This window comes from Dactylosporangium sp. CA-233914, from assembly GCF_050942935.1.
In the GTDB taxonomy this organism is placed as follows: Bacteria; Actinomycetota; Actinomycetes; order Mycobacteriales; family Micromonosporaceae; genus Dactylosporangium.
Genome location: NZ_CP192030.1, coordinates 139461 through 154340, shown reverse-complemented (window position 1 = coordinate 154340; position 14880 = coordinate 139461). Strand labels below are relative to the sequence as shown.

General features: G+C 69.7%; 13 protein-coding genes and 1 pseudogene. 5 read left to right on the top strand and 9 right to left on the bottom strand.

Annotation, left to right across the window (positions count from 1 at the left end; translation table 11 throughout):
• Positions 1 to 126 precede the first annotated feature (126 nt).
• On the bottom strand, positions 127 to 795 hold the full coding sequence (locus ACQPY0_RS00710; RefSeq protein WP_432982991.1) for a 2'-5' RNA ligase family protein: 669 nt from the start codon (positions 793 to 795) through the stop codon (positions 127 to 129).
• Between the two features lie 425 nt (positions 796 to 1220).
• Here ACQPY0_RS00710 and ACQPY0_RS00705 point away from each other — a divergent pair, with 425 nt between their 5' ends.
• On the top strand, positions 1221 to 1919 hold the full coding sequence (locus ACQPY0_RS00705) for an alpha/beta hydrolase (protein ID WP_432982988.1): 699 nt from the start codon (positions 1221 to 1223) through the stop codon (positions 1917 to 1919).
• Position 1920: 1 nt separating this feature from the next.
• On the opposite strand, the gene ACQPY0_RS00700 is transcribed toward ACQPY0_RS00705, so the two are convergent.
• From ACQPY0_RS00700 to ACQPY0_RS00665, 8 genes and pseudogenes are all read right to left on the bottom strand, one after another.
• A complete protein-coding gene (locus ACQPY0_RS00700) occupies positions 1921 to 3219 on the bottom strand; it encodes a helix-turn-helix domain-containing protein (protein ID WP_432982985.1) in 1299 nt (432 codons plus the stop codon).
• A gap of 297 nt (positions 3220 to 3516) precedes the next feature.
• A complete protein-coding gene (locus ACQPY0_RS00695) occupies positions 3517 to 5220 on the bottom strand; it encodes a carbamoyltransferase C-terminal domain-containing protein (RefSeq protein ID WP_432982982.1) in 1704 nt (567 codons plus the stop codon).
• Entirely contained in the window at positions 5213 to 6607 is a 1395-nt protein-coding gene (locus ACQPY0_RS00690) for a B12-binding domain-containing radical SAM protein (RefSeq protein ID WP_432982979.1), read from the bottom strand. The genes ACQPY0_RS00695 and ACQPY0_RS00690 overlap by 8 nt, the downstream gene beginning before the upstream one ends.
• Positions 6604 to 7827, bottom strand: a complete 1224-nt coding sequence (locus tag ACQPY0_RS00685) for a radical SAM protein (protein WP_432995904.1) — start codon at positions 7825 to 7827, stop codon at positions 6604 to 6606. The genes ACQPY0_RS00690 and ACQPY0_RS00685 overlap by 4 nt, the downstream gene beginning before the upstream one ends.
• A gap of 107 nt (positions 7828 to 7934) precedes the next feature.
• On the bottom strand, positions 7935 to 8084 hold the full coding sequence (locus tag ACQPY0_RS00680) for a hypothetical protein (RefSeq protein WP_432995932.1): 150 nt from the start codon (positions 8082 to 8084) through the stop codon (positions 7935 to 7937).
• Between the two features lie 445 nt (positions 8085 to 8529).
• Positions 8530 to 8604, bottom strand: a pseudogene (locus ACQPY0_RS00675) (hypothetical protein); the annotation flags it as partial.
• A gap of 471 nt (positions 8605 to 9075) precedes the next feature.
• Positions 9076 to 9615 carry a pentapeptide repeat-containing protein gene (locus ACQPY0_RS00670; protein ID WP_432982976.1) on the bottom strand — a complete coding sequence of 180 codons (540 nt, stop codon included), beginning with the start codon at positions 9613 to 9615 and terminating at the stop codon, positions 9076 to 9078.
• 59 nt (positions 9616 to 9674) lie between these two features.
• Positions 9675 to 10382: a pentapeptide repeat-containing protein gene (locus tag ACQPY0_RS00665; RefSeq protein WP_432982973.1), complete on the bottom strand. Its 708-nt coding sequence runs from the start codon at positions 10380 to 10382 to the stop codon at positions 9675 to 9677.
• A gap of 325 nt (positions 10383 to 10707) precedes the next feature.
• On the opposite strand from ACQPY0_RS00665, the gene ACQPY0_RS00660 reads away from it, so the two are divergent.
• The 4 genes from ACQPY0_RS00660 to ACQPY0_RS00645 all read left to right on the top strand — a co-directional run bounded on the left by ACQPY0_RS00660 (position 10708) and on the right by ACQPY0_RS00645 (position 14740).
• Positions 10708 to 11058 carry a hypothetical protein gene (locus ACQPY0_RS00660; protein ID WP_432982970.1) on the top strand — a complete coding sequence of 117 codons (351 nt, stop codon included), beginning with the start codon at positions 10708 to 10710 and terminating at the stop codon, positions 11056 to 11058.
• 267 nt (positions 11059 to 11325) lie between these two features.
• A complete protein-coding gene (locus ACQPY0_RS00655; RefSeq protein ID WP_432982967.1) occupies positions 11326 to 11748 on the top strand; it encodes a hypothetical protein in 423 nt (140 codons plus the stop codon).
• 113 nt (positions 11749 to 11861) lie between these two features.
• On the top strand, positions 11862 to 14297 hold the full coding sequence (locus ACQPY0_RS00650) for a nitrate- and nitrite sensing domain-containing protein (RefSeq protein WP_432982964.1): 2436 nt from the start codon (positions 11862 to 11864) through the stop codon (positions 14295 to 14297).
• Positions 14294 to 14740, top strand: coding sequence for a roadblock/LC7 domain-containing protein (locus tag ACQPY0_RS00645; RefSeq protein ID WP_432982961.1), 447 nt, complete (start codon positions 14294 to 14296; stop codon positions 14738 to 14740). The genes ACQPY0_RS00650 and ACQPY0_RS00645 overlap by 4 nt, the downstream gene beginning before the upstream one ends.
• Positions 14741 to 14880: the final 140 nt, after the last annotated feature.

Sequence of the window (14880 nt, the reverse complement as noted above, 5' to 3'; positions counted from 1 at the left end):
CCGCCTATCCGTGAGATGCGGCGAGTGTACCCTTGGGCGTACGCGAAGGCACGTCGGTCTTCCGGGTTGCCTGTCGGTGAACTCTCCAGACGAACGCAGCGGCGGTGGGTTCCGGCGAAGCAGTTGCTACGGTGTGCCGAGCGGCGTCGTGTGGATGGTTTCCCACTGGTACGCGCGCCCTGGCCGGCGAAGCTCGATCAACTGTACGGCGGTGATCCGCGCCTTCGCAGGTGGTTCGTTTCGTAACGGCTTGATCGCCGCGACTGCCTCAGCTGTAGGCACGTCGGCGCCGCTGTAGGCGACGGTGACGTGCGGCCTGAACCCGGTCCCAGGTTCGGGAACCGTTGGCCACACGGCTGCGATGCCAGCTCGGATGGCCGTGCGAAGTGCCGTGACCGGCGCCCACGGGTCGATCAGCAATCCGACGCCCTCGGCGTCTGGATCGACCGGGCCCAGGCTGAGGTCGAACGGAGCGAGCCGCGCGCATTCACGGGTGACCGCGGCAATGATGGCCGTGAGGTCGCCGTCTGAAATCTCGTCCGTGAATCCGACGCCCTGCGTCGTGAGGTGAAGCCCTTCCAGCGGCACGAGGTCGAGGCCGGGGAGGCGGAGATGCTGCTGGACGGTGTGGACGAGCTGGATGACTTCGTCCTGCCCGGCGAACGTGATGTGCCAGGTGTAGAACTGGCGGTTAGCGTTCCAACCGGGGCGCCAGTACCAGTGATTGCGCAGGGAGCTCAGAGCCTGGTATGCGAGCCACCGTTGCTCGAAGCTTTCTCGCTCCGGTGATGTCATGACGTCGATGGTAAGGCGGGCAGTGCCCGCTGGCCCTGTTGCTGGCCAGCCTCGATCGGCGCCTTCCGCAGCGGCGCCGTTCGTTTGCCACGAGCCGGCGTCACCATGGGCGATGCGGTGAGTGTATCTGGTTCATCTAGGTCTGGTCGGCCCTTGTCAATGCGATCGTGGACTGTTGAAGGCTAAATCTAGCTGCGAGTGGCGGCCGTCGTGGACAACAGGCCAGCCGCTTGGGACGGACGTAGGGTGATAGTGACCTTGGATGCGTGCAGTTGGAGGCTTACGTGCTTGGTGGAAATGCGGCTGCTGCCGGAGCGTCGCAGTCGACCGCGTTCCGGAGCCTTGACGGGCTTCGGCTCGCGGGTACGTTTGTGGCCCCTGGCGGAGCGTTCGGTTCGGTCGCTGTGCTGGTGCATGGTGGCGGTGTGACCCGCGAGGAGGGCGGCTTTTTCGGTCGCTTGGCAGAGGGTCTCGCCGCGAGCGGTGTGGCGTCGTTGCGCTTCGATCTTCGAGGCCACGGTGAAAGCGAGGGCCGTCAGGAGGATCTCACGATCTCCGGTGTGCTCAACGACATCCGCGCTGCGGTCGGTCATGCCAAGACGCTCGCGCGTACAGAACAAGTACGGCTGTTGGGAGCGAGCTTCGGTGGCGGGATCTGCAGCTTCTTCGCGGCCCGGCATCCTGAGGAGCTTGCATCCCTAGTCTTGATCAACCCGCTGATCAACTACAAGCGACGATTCGTGGACGATAAGCCGTACTGGAGCAACGACCAGATCGACGAGAGCGCCGGCCACGAGTTGCTCGTCCAGGGCTTCTTGCCGCATTCGCCCACGTTCAAACTGGGGCGCCCGCTGCTCAACGAGGTCTTCTACCTCCGACCCGATCAAGCCGTCGAAGAGATCGCTACGCCGACACTGGTCCTGCACGGGACCGGGGACACGTTCATCCCGGTCCAGAGTTCGCGAGACCTCGTCGCCAAGATCGGCGCGCATGCACGTCTGATCGAGATCGAAGGCGCGCAGCATGGCATCGCGGTGCACGACGATCCGAAGTATGCCGATCCGCAGACGCAAGCCTGGCAAGCGGCGGCGATTCGGTCGATCGCCGAATGGTTCGTTGACTAGCCTAGGCAGGCTGCAGCAGGCGGAGGAAGTTGTGGACGGGCGGACGCGATCGACGCGGTTCGAGGCTGTCGCCCAATCGGGCGAGTTCGCGGAGCGTGCGTGCGGATCCGGTGGCCAGGGCGCCGGCCAGCGCCGCGGTGCCGGTCGTTGCCGCATCGTCTACCCGGCTTGCTTCGGCCAGCGTCTGCGCCTTCAAGGCAGAGAAGTATGCAAGATCGCGGGCGGAGAACATGTCGGGCGTGAGCGTCGCATCGTAGATCGCAACCGCCTCTTCGGGACGGCCAGACTCGCTGTAACAGATCGCCGTCTGCAGCCGGAACAAGGCGGCGTCATAGTGGGCCGCCAGCTGCGTCTGTTCATGAGCGCTGGCGCTGAGGAGTTCGCCGGCTCGCTCAAGGGCGTCGTCGACGTCCTTCCGTGGGGCGCCGAGCATCGCGAGCCCTCTGGCCTGCTGTTGCACCGCTTCGGCCATGACCCTGGCCGGTAGTTGCCATGGCCCTTCCTGGACGGCTTGGGCCAGACCGAGCATGCGTCCCGCGTCACGCGCATCCCAGGCCGATTGACTCTTCTTGACCAGCACATAGCCCGGCATGGCGAATTCTGCGGCTTCCATTGCCCACTCGGACGCTCGGTCACGCCAGTAGTCCGCCGCGGCTGGCTGGCCACAATCCCGATACAGCCAACCCGCGAACTCGGCGGCCCGCGCGCCTACGGCGAGCAGGGGACGCCGGAAGGCCGGCTTGGCCTGACGCACTGCGTGTTCGACCAGAGCGGCGATACCCAGCACGCCGGGTAGCGCATATCGGGGGCCGCGCAGGCCATCGTCGGTTGCGGATCGACTCAGGCGCCGGTCGAGGTAATCGACGAGGGCGGCATCAGCGTAGCGGCGAGCGTCGCGGGCGACAGCGCCGATCCGGTCCAGGTCGTCAAGCGTCGGCGACGTCAGATCGGCCGCCCGGACGGCGGCGAGCCAGCCACCTCGCGGTGCTGCCGGTCCTTCCCCGGTGCCGGCGATGGCATCGTCGACCGAGGACTCGGCATCGCCGATCGATCGTGCCGAGGATTGCCGGGCTGGCTCGGTGGCGATGTTCGGCGTGGGGTGCGTGAACCAGAGCAGGTGGGCGGGGATGGCGAGGAGTCGTGCCCAGTGGATGAGGCGGTCGATGTTGTGTTCGGGTTGGCCGTTTTCCATGCGGCTGATCTGGCCTTGTGTAACGCCTATCCATGCGCCGGCGATCTCTTGGGAGATGGGGATGCCGTGGTGTGGGTGCCGGCGGTACGCGGCGATGAGGCGGCCCATGTGGCGGCGTTGGGCAGCGTCGCGGATGGTCGGGTGGGACCAGAAGTCTGCGGGGACGGCTGGTGGGTGCTGGCGTAGGCGGTCAACAGTGGCGTCGCATGGCGCGCAGTAGGCGCCGTGGTTGTCGCTGGCCAGCGTTGATCGGCACCTTCCGCATCGGCGCCGTTCGTTTGCCACGAGCCGACCTCACCATCCGTCAACGTTGCCGACGCAGTGAGTGTAGCGGCACTTGAATGCCTGGCTGCCGTCCGATCAAGCGCCGGATCGAGCGCAGGGATACCTCGCCGTCGTAGCGGCTCACGCCGGCATGGACTTGGAGACCAGGAGGTTTCCCAGCTGGAGGTGGGTGAGGTCGGAGTGTTGCAGGACGTGGACGGCGTCGGTGGCGGTTCGGGCGATCGGGTGGCCGTGGAGGTTGAGGGAGGTGTTGAGCAGGACCGGGCGGCCGGTCAGGTGCTGGTATCTGGTGAGGATCGCTGCGAGGCCCGAGGTGTCGTTGTCGTCGATGATCTGGGGTCGGCTGGTCAGGTCGGCGGGATGGAGGGCGGCGATCATGTCCCGTTCGGCGCCGGGGATGGTTTCGAAGCCGAGCATCATGTAGGGGCTCGTCAGGGTCTTCGGGTTGTAGAGGTACTGGTCGGCGGCGCTGGCCAGGATCGCGGGCGCGAAGGGCATCCAGAAGTCGCGGTGTTTGATGGTCCGGTTGAGGCGGCGTGGGATGTCCGCGTCCGCGGGGTCGGCGAGGATGGATCGGTTGCCCAGGGCGCGGGCGCCGTATTCCATGCGGCCGGCGCAGCGGGCGACGATGACGCCGCGAGCGAGGAGTTGTGCCACTGCCTGGTGGACGTCGCTCGGTCGGGTGATGTGCAGGCCGGTGCCGGTGACAGCGGCGAGGGCGGCGTCGTCGGTGATGTCGTCGCCGAGGTAGCAGGATGCGAGCGGTGCGACGTGCTGGTGGCCGTGTTGGTCGGCGAGCTGGAGGTAGAGGGCGCCGAGGGCGAGGCTTTCGTCGCTGCAGGACGGGAACGCGGCGAAGCTGTGCACGGTGTCGAGGGCGGCTATGCGCTGGTTGCTCTTGATGTTCATGAAGACGCCGCCGCCGGCGAGGACGTCGTGGATGCCGGTGGCGGCGATGGCGTTCGCGATCCAGGTGGTGAGCAGCTCGTCGGTGAACATTTGGAGCCCGGCGAAGAGGTCGTCGAATCGGAGGCCTTGGAGTTCGGCGTGGATGCGAGGCCAGGACCGTTCGATGCTCGACTTTGGGTTGGCTCGTTGGAACCGCAGCCCGGTCTCGTCGAGCCGCAGGTGGCGGCGCAGGATGCCGGCGGCGTGGGCGGCCCGGCCGGGGTCGGCGTAGGGGGCCATGCCCATGAGCTTGAACTCGTCTTCGTGGGGGGTGAAGCCGGAGGCGTAGGTGAGCCAGAACCACAGCAGGCCGAGGGAGTTGCGCATGTCGGTGCGGGCGATCTCCACGCGGTGGCCGTGGTGCCAGATGGTGGCGGTGGCGCAGGCGCCGTCGCCGAATCCGTCGCAGGTGACGACCAGGTACGGCTGGTCGGGTGTGGCGCGTAGGCCGTAGTAGGCGGCGGCGCCGTGCGTGGTGTGGTGGTCGTGGAAGGTGACGTTGGCGTTGCGGATGCCGGCCTCGTGCAGCAGTTCGCGGACGCGGCGGTCCATGCCGGCGGGGACAGCCGAGACGAGCTGGGCTTCGGCTTTGGCGAGCATCGGCCGGCGGTGGAAGCCGCGGAGCCGGCGCAGCCACTCATCGCGTGGGCAGTGCTCGACCGGACCGGAGACGCTGCCGTAGGCGACGGCGCCGAGGTCGGCGGGGTCAGCGCCGACGGCGGCCAGGCAGGCGGCGATCGCGCGGTGCGGGAAGCCCATGTAGCCCTTGATCCCGGTGAGGCGTTCCTCCTGCACGCACCAGGCGAGCTCGCCGTCGACGGCGATGGCGGCGGTGCTGTTGGCGCCGCCGTGGATGCCGAGGATGAGCTCAGCCATGGGTGGCCGTCTGGAGCCGGTCGGTGACCTGGCCTGTGAGCCACGCCCACTCGGCGGTCTTGAGCGCGCCGATCTGGTGGAACACCTCGGGCTGCCGTTCGTGGAGCCCGTCGATGACCGGTGCGGCGTTGGTGGTGAACCAGTGCTGCAGGTCGGCGTTGAGGGCGGCGGCGGCCGGGTCGGCGATGCGGAACGCGCGGTGGAAGGGGCGTTCGTCGAGCAGGCCGGCGTTGCGGATCTGCCGTTCGATGACAGTGCCTGGGACGACGTGCAGCCGGCTGCGGGCCATGAACTGCGGCACCCGGTAGCGGCCGAACTCGTCCAGCGCCGCGATCTCGGCGGCCAGGCCCGGCAAGGTCTGCCACGGGTGCCAGAGGATGTAGCTGCCGACCACGGTCACGCCGGCTGCGTCCGCGACGGCGACCACGTGCTGGAGGTGGGCGAGGTCTTGGCGTTTGCCGTACAGCCGGTGCAGGGTGTCCGGGTTGAACGACTCGACACCGATGAGCATCGTGCGGACACCAGCCTCGGCGAGCATCTCGATGCTGGCCGCGGTGAGGGTTTCGGGCCGGACGCTGATCGCGAAGGTCACGGCGCCGGACAGGCCGGCGTCGCGGACGGCGGCGCGCAGTTCGGCTGCGCGGCGGGTGCAGTCGGGCTGGGTGCCGCCGAAGTCGGAGTCGGTGAACGCAAACGCGGTCGCGCCGAGCCGTTGGTGCAGGAAGGCGATGTCGGCGACGGCGGCGCGGATGGGCAGGTCGACCCAGCCGCCGCCGGGCAGGTCGGCGTTGTAGGCACAGAACTTGCACCGTGAGCGGCAGCCGCGGCTGGCCGTGACCGAGACGACGGCGTCGGGCCGGTAGCCGAGGTCGGCTTCGCCCAGGTTGTCCAGCGGGGTGTGCACCGCCAGGTGCCGGCCGAGATGGTCGACCAGTGCCTGGACCGGATCGTCGCTGCGGCGCCTTGCAACGCTGAGCTGGCCCGGCAACGCGGTGGCGTAGGCGGCTGCGGCGACGATCTCGTCGACGGCGCCGTGCGCGGCCAGGTCATCGGCGGCGCTGACCGCGAGCGGCCCGAAGCCGATGACCGTGACCCCGTGCCCGCGGCGGGCATCACGCAGTTCGTCGGCGATGGCGCGCAGCCTGGGGCCGTAGGTGTCAGAGGTGAACAGGTGCGCCACCACGACGTCGAACGGCTCGCCATCGGCGAGGGCGGCGGCCAGCGATGCGGCCGGGCGGCCGCGATAGTAGGCGTCGAGCAGGACGCTGTCGTAGCCGGCTGCCTGCAGCGATGCCTGCACGGCGAGGGCCTCGCCGTCGATGTGGTGCTGTTTGAACCCCAACTCGTACAGGGTCGGCGTCCAGACCAGCACCCGCGGGTACGTCATCGGCATGGCTGCTCGCAGCGCCGGCAGACGGTGCCCACCTCGCCGCGGAACGGGGCGAAGACCGGCGAGCCGAACCACACGGTGTCGAGGTCGTCGGTGCGCAGGTTCCCGGCGACCAGGTCGGGGTTCTCGACGCCGAAGATGCACGGGTGGATGTCGGCGCGCTGGTCGACGGCGAAGCCGATACTGCCGCTGCCACAACTCGCCTTCGGGTCGATCGACTCGATGTCCACCTCGTAGCGTGCGGCGAGTTCCGCGCAGCGCGGCAGCAGGGTCTGCACGATGGTGGTGTCGTCGAGGGTGACGGCCGGGTTGGCCCGGCCGACCGGCTTCTGCGGGAAGAACTTGAACCGGCGCACCCCGAGCCCGATGCCGACCTGCACGACCTGTTCGAGCTCGGCGAGGTTCATCCGGTTCACGACGGTGTTGATCACAACCTTGGCGAACGCGCCGATCGCCCGGATCCCCGCGAGGGTCTTCGGCCAACAGCCCGGGACGCCGCGGATCAGCTCGTGGGTGGCGGCGGTTCCACCGTCGAGGGACACCTGGACCGGGCTGAATTGCAGGGCCTGGAGCCGTTCGAGCCGGCCGCCGCCGAGCACGGTGGCGTTCGTGGACAACCCGAACCCCATGCCTTTGCCCAGGATGTGCTCGGCGAGGTCGAAGAACTCGAGGTAGAGCAGGCTTTCCCCGCCGGTGATGTAGACGTCCAGAACGCCGTACGCGTCGAGCTTGTCGATCATCGACTTCCACTGCTCGACCGGGTGCAGGAACGGGTCCGCTTTCGGGCCGCCGGAGCAGTAGCAGGTGACGCAGTGCTGGTTGCAGCGCGTGAACGGCTGCAGGTGCACCCAGAACGGCTTAAGGACCTTGACCTCGGGCCGGGTGGCGGCCGCCGCGTCGGCGGCGGCGTGCACGTCGATCGGGTCGAGAGGACACGCCGGCGCGTCCGACGCAACAAGGACACCCTGCTGCCACAGCTCCTGCACGGTCGCTGCGACCGCCTCGTCGGTGATCCCGAACCGGAGCCGCACCGCCTCGGACACAACCGCGTCCAACCGCGCATCAAGCGGCTGTGCGTACAGGGTGGTCAGGACGGTCGCGACCGGTCCGAGGTCGTGGATGCGCCGCGGGCGCGTCGTCCAGGCGAGCGCCCCGAAGTGCTCGATCCGTATCCGCAGCCGCGGCGCTGCACGCAAGACGGCAGGCAAGCTGGGCATATGTGCTCCTCGCGGGTTGCCGGCCCGAGGGCGGGTCAAGCCGGGATCGGCGCGGCCTGACCCGCCCTCGGCGACCGGCGGAAGCCGGCGGTCTGGGTGGTGTGCTGTTACTCGGCGTGGACCGGCGGGGCGGTGTCCCCGCCCCCACCGGCGACGGTGCCGGTGTAGGTCTTGCTGCCCAGCGCGAGCGTGGCTGCGGTGACCGACTCGTACGAGCCGACCTGGTCGGCCGTGTCGGCCTCGGCGGGTGTGTTCATGGACGTCTCCTTCGCCGTTCGTTCGGCGGGCCACTCGACAGCCCGCCGCTGTGCTCATTGAGCGGCTCACGTGCGCAGGCGGGCTAGATGGTCGCGTTGGACAACAAGGCGCCCGTGGCTGTTGTCCAAAATGCCGCTCGGCGGCGTTGACGGCATCTGCCCCGGTCGGGACGTGGCGAAGTCGCACAGCGGGCGGGAGGGGCGCCGCGCTGAGTGCGACCCGGACTCGCATCGACGTGGGCAGCACCGCCTCAATGCTGTCGATCAGCGCACGGAGCACCGGGGGATCGCTGCGCGCGGATGCCGGATTGGACGTGTTGGCGGTGGAGGTGCCGCGGCGGTCGTGGGCGAGACGGAGCCGCTCCAGTTCCGGCATCATCGCCGCCAGCACACCCCTGGTGCCCAGCGCCGCGTCGCAGCGCTCGGCGAAGTCTGGACTCGGCCAGCGCAGCGCGCGTTCGATCTTGTGCACCAGCGACAAACTCACGTTCGCTGCGGCGCCCAGCTGGGCCAGCGTCATGCGGTGCGCGCGGCGCCGCTGGCGTAGTTCTTCGGCGAACCGGATCAGCAGGGGCGGCGGGTCGCCGATCACCGCTGGCGCTCTGTGGCTGGTCTGAACGACTCAGGCACACCGCGCCGTTTCGGGTGGGCTGATGGACATGCTGGCACGGTTTCGCCCATGTCGACGGTCCTCCCGCTGCCTGCGTCCTGCCGGTGGTGTCCTGCCTGCCGCCCCTGTTCGTCAGCAGGCGGCAGGCAGGAGGAGCACGGTCGCGCCTGGCGGTACGTGCTCGCCAGGCCGCCACCTGTTCCGAATCATGTCCGGAGGGTTACACGGTCGCCATGACAACCTACGCATGATCGATATGCATGCGGCGCCACTGAACGGCTGACGCGGTCTTCAATGAACCCGGGCAGCATCTCCCCGGCAGTGGCCGGAGCAGGGGGCCGAGGTAGGTGGCCGCCGGGGGGTGGCGAGTGGCGGTGCCGTTCAGGTGCGGATCGACAGTCCGAGGCTTTCGGCGAGGTCGACGGCTTGGTCGGCGGTGATGATCGCCTCGTGCAGGTCGACGGCGCGCGGGTCGAAGGCGGTCAGGACGCTGCCGCGCAGGTCGGCGCGGCGGAAGTCGGCGCTGGCGAGGTTCGCGTTGGCGAAGTCGATGTTGGTGAACACGCCGTCGTGGCCGCGGGCGGCGCTGAGATCGACGTTGTGCATGCGCACGCCTCGGAACTCGGCCGTGGTGAGGTCCGCGCCGGCCAGGCGCGCGCCGGTCCAGTTGCCGCCGGTGACCTCGAGGCCGCTGAACGAGCACCGGTCGAACACGCAGTCCTGGAACGCGCAGTCGTTGATGGTGGCGTCGAAGAAGTTGCAGCCGGCGAAGCGGCACTCGATGAACTCGACGGCGGTCAGTTGCGCGCAGTTGAAGCGGGCGTTGACGAATTCGCACCGGCGGAACACGGAGTTGGTCAGGGCTGTTTCGGTGGCGTCGGCTCCGCTGAACCGGACATCGGTGTGGTCGAGGCCGGCCACCGGTCGGGCGGTCCAGTCGACGGCATGTTCCTGTCGTGACCGCGTCGGCCGGGCCGGCGTCATTCGCCGCCGCCTTCGATGACGATGCTCAGCGCGCCCGCGAGCGCGTCGGCGAGCTCGATCAGGTCGTCGCGGTGTACGACGGCGCCGCTCCAGCTCGCGATCCCGCCGATGCCGTCGAGCTCGCAGGCGCGGAATCGGGCCCCGTGCATGTCGGCGTTGCTGAACTGGGCTGCGGTGAGCCTGCAGCGGGTGAAGGACGCGCCGCGCAGGTCCGCGTTGGTGAAGTCCGCCCCGGTGAGGTTGCACTCGTCGAAGGTCACCGCGTCGAAGTGGGTGAACCGCCAGCTGCTGAGGTCGAGTTTGCAGTCCCGGAACGCCGTGTTGCGCAGCCGGCCGTTGGTGCAGGCCATGCCGGTCAGCCGGGACGTCGCGAACGCGACCCGGTCGATGCCTGCGGCCTCGGCGCGCAGGTTCGACCAGTCCGACGTCTCGATCCGGCAGTCGGTGAGCCGCAGCCGGTCGAGGTGCGAGCCGGCGAACCTGGCCGCCGTGAACTGGCATTCCTCGAACTCGACGGCGACGGCACGCCGGCCGGTGAGGTCGATGTCGGCGAAGACGAGCGCCTCGAAGGACGCATCAGGCTCGAGGTCGTGCTCGTTGAGCGTCGCCGCCTGGAGGGCTTCGCGGATGCGCGGCGGGTGCGGCTGAACGGCGCGGCCCCCGGGCCGCTGACGGGCGGGCGTGGTGCTCCGGCGAGTTGGCACCCGACCACCCTACGAACGCGGCCAGATCCGTAGCCACGCCGACACCCCCGGATTTTTGGACAACTATGAAAGGGGCGCCAGGAAAGGCTGCCTGGGCGCGATGTGACGCCACGTTCGCCGCATTGCCACAGGTTCGCGAACTCGCGGCGCGCCCCGAGGGCGATGCATATCGGTCGCATGGTGATCATGCACCGCTTGTTATGGCCGGCCCGGACATGGCTGTCAATGATGCATGCATTCAGGGCATTGATCGTAGTCACCGCTGCCGGCATCGTCCCGATGCCAGTCGCGAGCACAGCGCGAGACGACCTTTCCGGGAGTACAGATGTCAGTCCTTATCGGCGTCGCAACCGCGCTGTCGCACGCGCTGCGGATGCGCTCCGCGGCACCCGTCGACCTGCCCGGTGACGGGTTCGCGGTCCGGATCGATTGGCCGGCCTGCGGCGGTGATCCGATCGGGCATGACTTCGCGCAGTTCACCCGGAGGTTGGATGTCGCGCGGCGCCGAGCTGCGCGTGCTACGGCCGCTTGGCGACGTGGTCCGCTCCGGCCATTGGCGGTGACGGTGGTGCTGATCGGTCAGGCGGTATTCCGGGCGCATCCGCGCGATTGCGTCTCGTTGACCTGTCCTACTGCGGCGCCGCTGTACGGGATGCGCGCGGACGGCCGCGGATGAACGGCAGGCAGGGCCGCCGCCGACTGACTCGGAGGCGCCGGTGGGCGCCCGAGCACACGTGAGGGTGGATCGCTCGCAGCAGCTGCATCGTGGTGGGCCCGGCCTCGGCGGTGCGCAGCAGAACAGGTCGTTCGAGGAGGCATTGGGGTGAGCATGTCCACGGTTGGTACGGCGTCCGGTCGATCGTCGCTCAGCCTCGCCGAGACTCGGCGCGGGCAGGACCAGGCAGCGGCTGGCACGCAGCCGGGCACCGCCCGCACGAGTGACGTGATGATGCCGGCCGGCGCCGACGACGAGCCGAATGTTGACCGAAAGCTGGTGGGTATCGGCTCGGCGTTGCAGCGGCTGCACCGTCACGACGGCGATGAGCAGCGCTGCGCCGCGGGATGCGACGGACCGCAGCCGTGCCGTGGCCATCGTCTCGGGTCCCATGTGCTGGAAGCCGCGAACGGTCCGTGGCATGCCCGGCTCACCGTGTGGGCGGACCTGGTGTCCAGCGGAGCGCTCACGCCGAGCGGGACGGGCGTGAAGGTTCCGCCCGCCGCCTCGCCCGGCGGTCGGGGGACCAGGAACGCCGCGCGGGTCCGTGCCGGTCGTGTTGCTGGAGTCGATGGGCTGGTGGACGGCGTGTCGCCGGTCCGCCCCGGTGCGGCGATACGTCGTCCGATGTCGATGGCGGTGACCATCTGATGCCGGTGACACGATCGCAGCGGTCCGAGCGTTCGGCGGCTGGGCAGGTGCGTCGCCGCTGGTGGCGGCCGAGCGATGTGCCCATTCGAGTCCAGGCGCTGTGGATCTTGACGGTGCCAGCGTTGGCGCTGGTCGTGGTGGCCGGCGTCGGGTTGTACGCGACAGCGAATGCGGCGGTCCGGGCTGGCGAAACGCGGGCGATGGCCGAGGTCAGCGCCGGCGCGTCGGAGCTGACTGATGCGTTGCAGGCCGAGCGGGTCGCCGTGGCGACGGTGCTGAGCCGTGGTGGGGATGCGGCTGCCCGGACGGCGTATGAGGAGCAGATTGCCCGGACGGCCGCGGCGGCGGATCGGTTCGGGCAGCTGCGGGCGCAGTTGCCGCCGGTGCAGGGCCGCATGCGGGAGGTGCTGGACCGGATCGATGGGGCGTTGCGGGATGTGGCGGGGCAGCGGGTGCGGGTACGAGCGGGGCAGCCGGTGGCGTTGTCGACGTCGACGTTCTCCTACCGGATCGCGATCGCGGCGCTGATCGACTACCGCGAGGCGGTGGCGCAGGGTGCGGTGGCGCCGGATCTGGCGGGGTTGATCAGTGCGGGGGCGGCGTTGTCCCGGGCGAAGGAAGCGGTGGGCCTGGAGCAGGTCGCGGTGTTGCAGGCGTTGGCGTCGGGGGTGATGTCGCCGGCGTTGGCGCAGAACGTGGTGGCCGCGCGGGCGTCGTTCACCGGTGAGGTGGAGACGTTCCAGCAGCTGGCCGACCCGGCGTGGGTGCCGTTGCTGCAGCGCAGTCTCAGCGGCGGCGAGGTCCTCGACGCGACGGTGCTGGCCGGCGGGGTCGCGCGGACGGGCGCGTCCGCTGCGGTGGTGCTCCCGGGCGGGGCGGCGGCGTGGAACCGGGTGATGGGTGGCCGGGTGTCGCGGCTGCGGACGGTGGAGCAGCGTGTCGACGCCGACGTGGTGGCCGCGGCTGCGGCGGCACGCTCTGCTCAACTGCGGCAGGCGGCGGTCCAGGCGGGTCTGGTGCTGCTGGCGTTGCTGCTGGCGCTCGGGGTGACGGCGTTGGTGACCCGGTCGCTTGTGCGGCGGGTCCGGGCCCTGCAGGCCGGGGCGTTGCGGATCGGTCAGCAGCATCTACCGGCGGTCACGTCGAAGCTGCGGACCGTGACGACGCTTGATGAGGCGCAGGAGGTTGCTGCACAGGCGGCGGCGACGGCGATGATCGGGGTGACCGGCCGGGACGAAATCGGGGAATTCGCGGCCGCGTTCGACACGCTCGTCGGTGAGGTGCTGCGGCGCAGTTCGGATCTGGCGGTCGAGCGGATCACCGCCGCGGGCCGGGTGCTGTCGCTGTCGAGGCGGGTGCAGGGCCTCATCGAGCGGCTGCTCGGTCATGTCGACGAGCTCGAACGTGAGACCGTCGACGCGGACGAGCTGGCGCGGATTTTCCTGATCGACAACAACGCGGCGCAGCTGCGGCGGCTGGTCGGCAACCTGCTGGTGTTGTCCGGCGGCGGTCACGGTACCGCGCATCGGCGTGCCGAGCCTTTGCTGGATCTCGTCCGGGGCGCCCAGTCGCAGATCGGAGACTATCAGCGGGTCCAGGTCGGTGAGCTTCCTGACGTGCTGGTGGATCCCCGGGCGGTGCTGGCGGTGGTGCACATCCTGGCGGAGCTGATGGATAACGCCGCCGTGTACTCGGCCCCCGAGCATGAGGTGTACGTGTCCGGGTCCCGGCAGGCGGGGATGCTGTTCCTGCAGGTCCAGGACCGGGGTGTGGGGATGTCGCAGGAGGCCCTGGCCCGGACGAATGCGCTGCTGGGTGAGCCGGCCGGTGACCTCGGCATCCTGCACAAGATGGGCCTGGCCGTGGTCGCACGTCTGGCCGGTCAGCTGGGCATCGAGGTCCGGCTCGAGCCGGCGCCAGCACGGTCGGGGCTGATCGCCCTGGTCCGGGTCCCGGCCATGCTGGTCCGTGACCCGTGGGCGTCCCCGGCGGACCGCGGGGCCACATCCGCTCCTCCGCCGGCTCAGCCCGCGCTGCCCGCTGGTCCGCGGGCGACGGTTGCGAGTACGTCCGCGTCGACCTGGGCACCGGTGCCGGCGCCCCGGTCTGGAGGCGGGCGGCACGCGAAGCCAGACGACGATGAGTACTTCGTTCGGGCAGGCGCACCGAGACGTCCATCTCCGGCGCAGCCTCGCGAAGATGAGACGCCGACAGCGGTCCAGCCGGCGCTGACCGGCATCCGTGAGCAACCATCCCCGTGGATGTCCGGGCAACCGCTGGGCGGTACGAACGCGTCAGGCCCGGACCTTGTCTCGACGACGGTGGAATCCGCCCCCGTGCAATACACCGCGACGGGGTTGCCGCGCCGTCCCCGCGACGCCGAGAGCCGCGGCCCGGCCGCCGCCATAATCCCGGCTCCGAGGACCCCCGAACCGCCGTTGCGGCGTGATCCTGCGGTGGTCGGGGCGCAGGTCACCGCCACCGTCCGGGCGCTGCGCGCGCAACGCTCGCTGACGACCATCAACGGAAGATCCGGAGGAACCGCATGAACGTGCTGCACGGCTACGACGGTGAGAACCTGCGGGCCGGTATCGACGAGAGCCAGGTGTCGATCCTGCTCAACGATCTGCCGCGGCGGATGCCCGGCGTTGTGCACGCGATCGCCTTGGCCGCCGACGGGATGAAGGTGGCCTGGACCGACCTGCTGGATGCCACCCACGCCGACAAACTGTCCGCGGCCGTGTCCAGCCTGAGTACCCTCGCCACGACCGTGAGCTTCGAGCTGGGCACCGGCGCACCGTCCTACACCATGATCGTCATGGAGGGCGGGACCCTGCTGATCATGCCGGTCGGGAACCGGCTATGCCTGGCGGCGCTCGCCCGGCCGGATGCCGATATCGGCGGCGTCGCCGGTGAACTCGCCGCCACGGTCGAGCGCGTCGGCGAGCTCATCACCCCCGCCCAGCGCCAACCGGCGGCCGTCAGCCGCTAACACACCCCGGCCCTCTTCGCTGCCGGCTGCTATCGCCGCGCGGCCAGTCCTCCATGCCCATGTGCAGGCGCCGGCGGCAACCACCGGCACCCCATGGCAGCACCACGCACCCCGCTTCGACCCGCAATCCCTCAACCAAA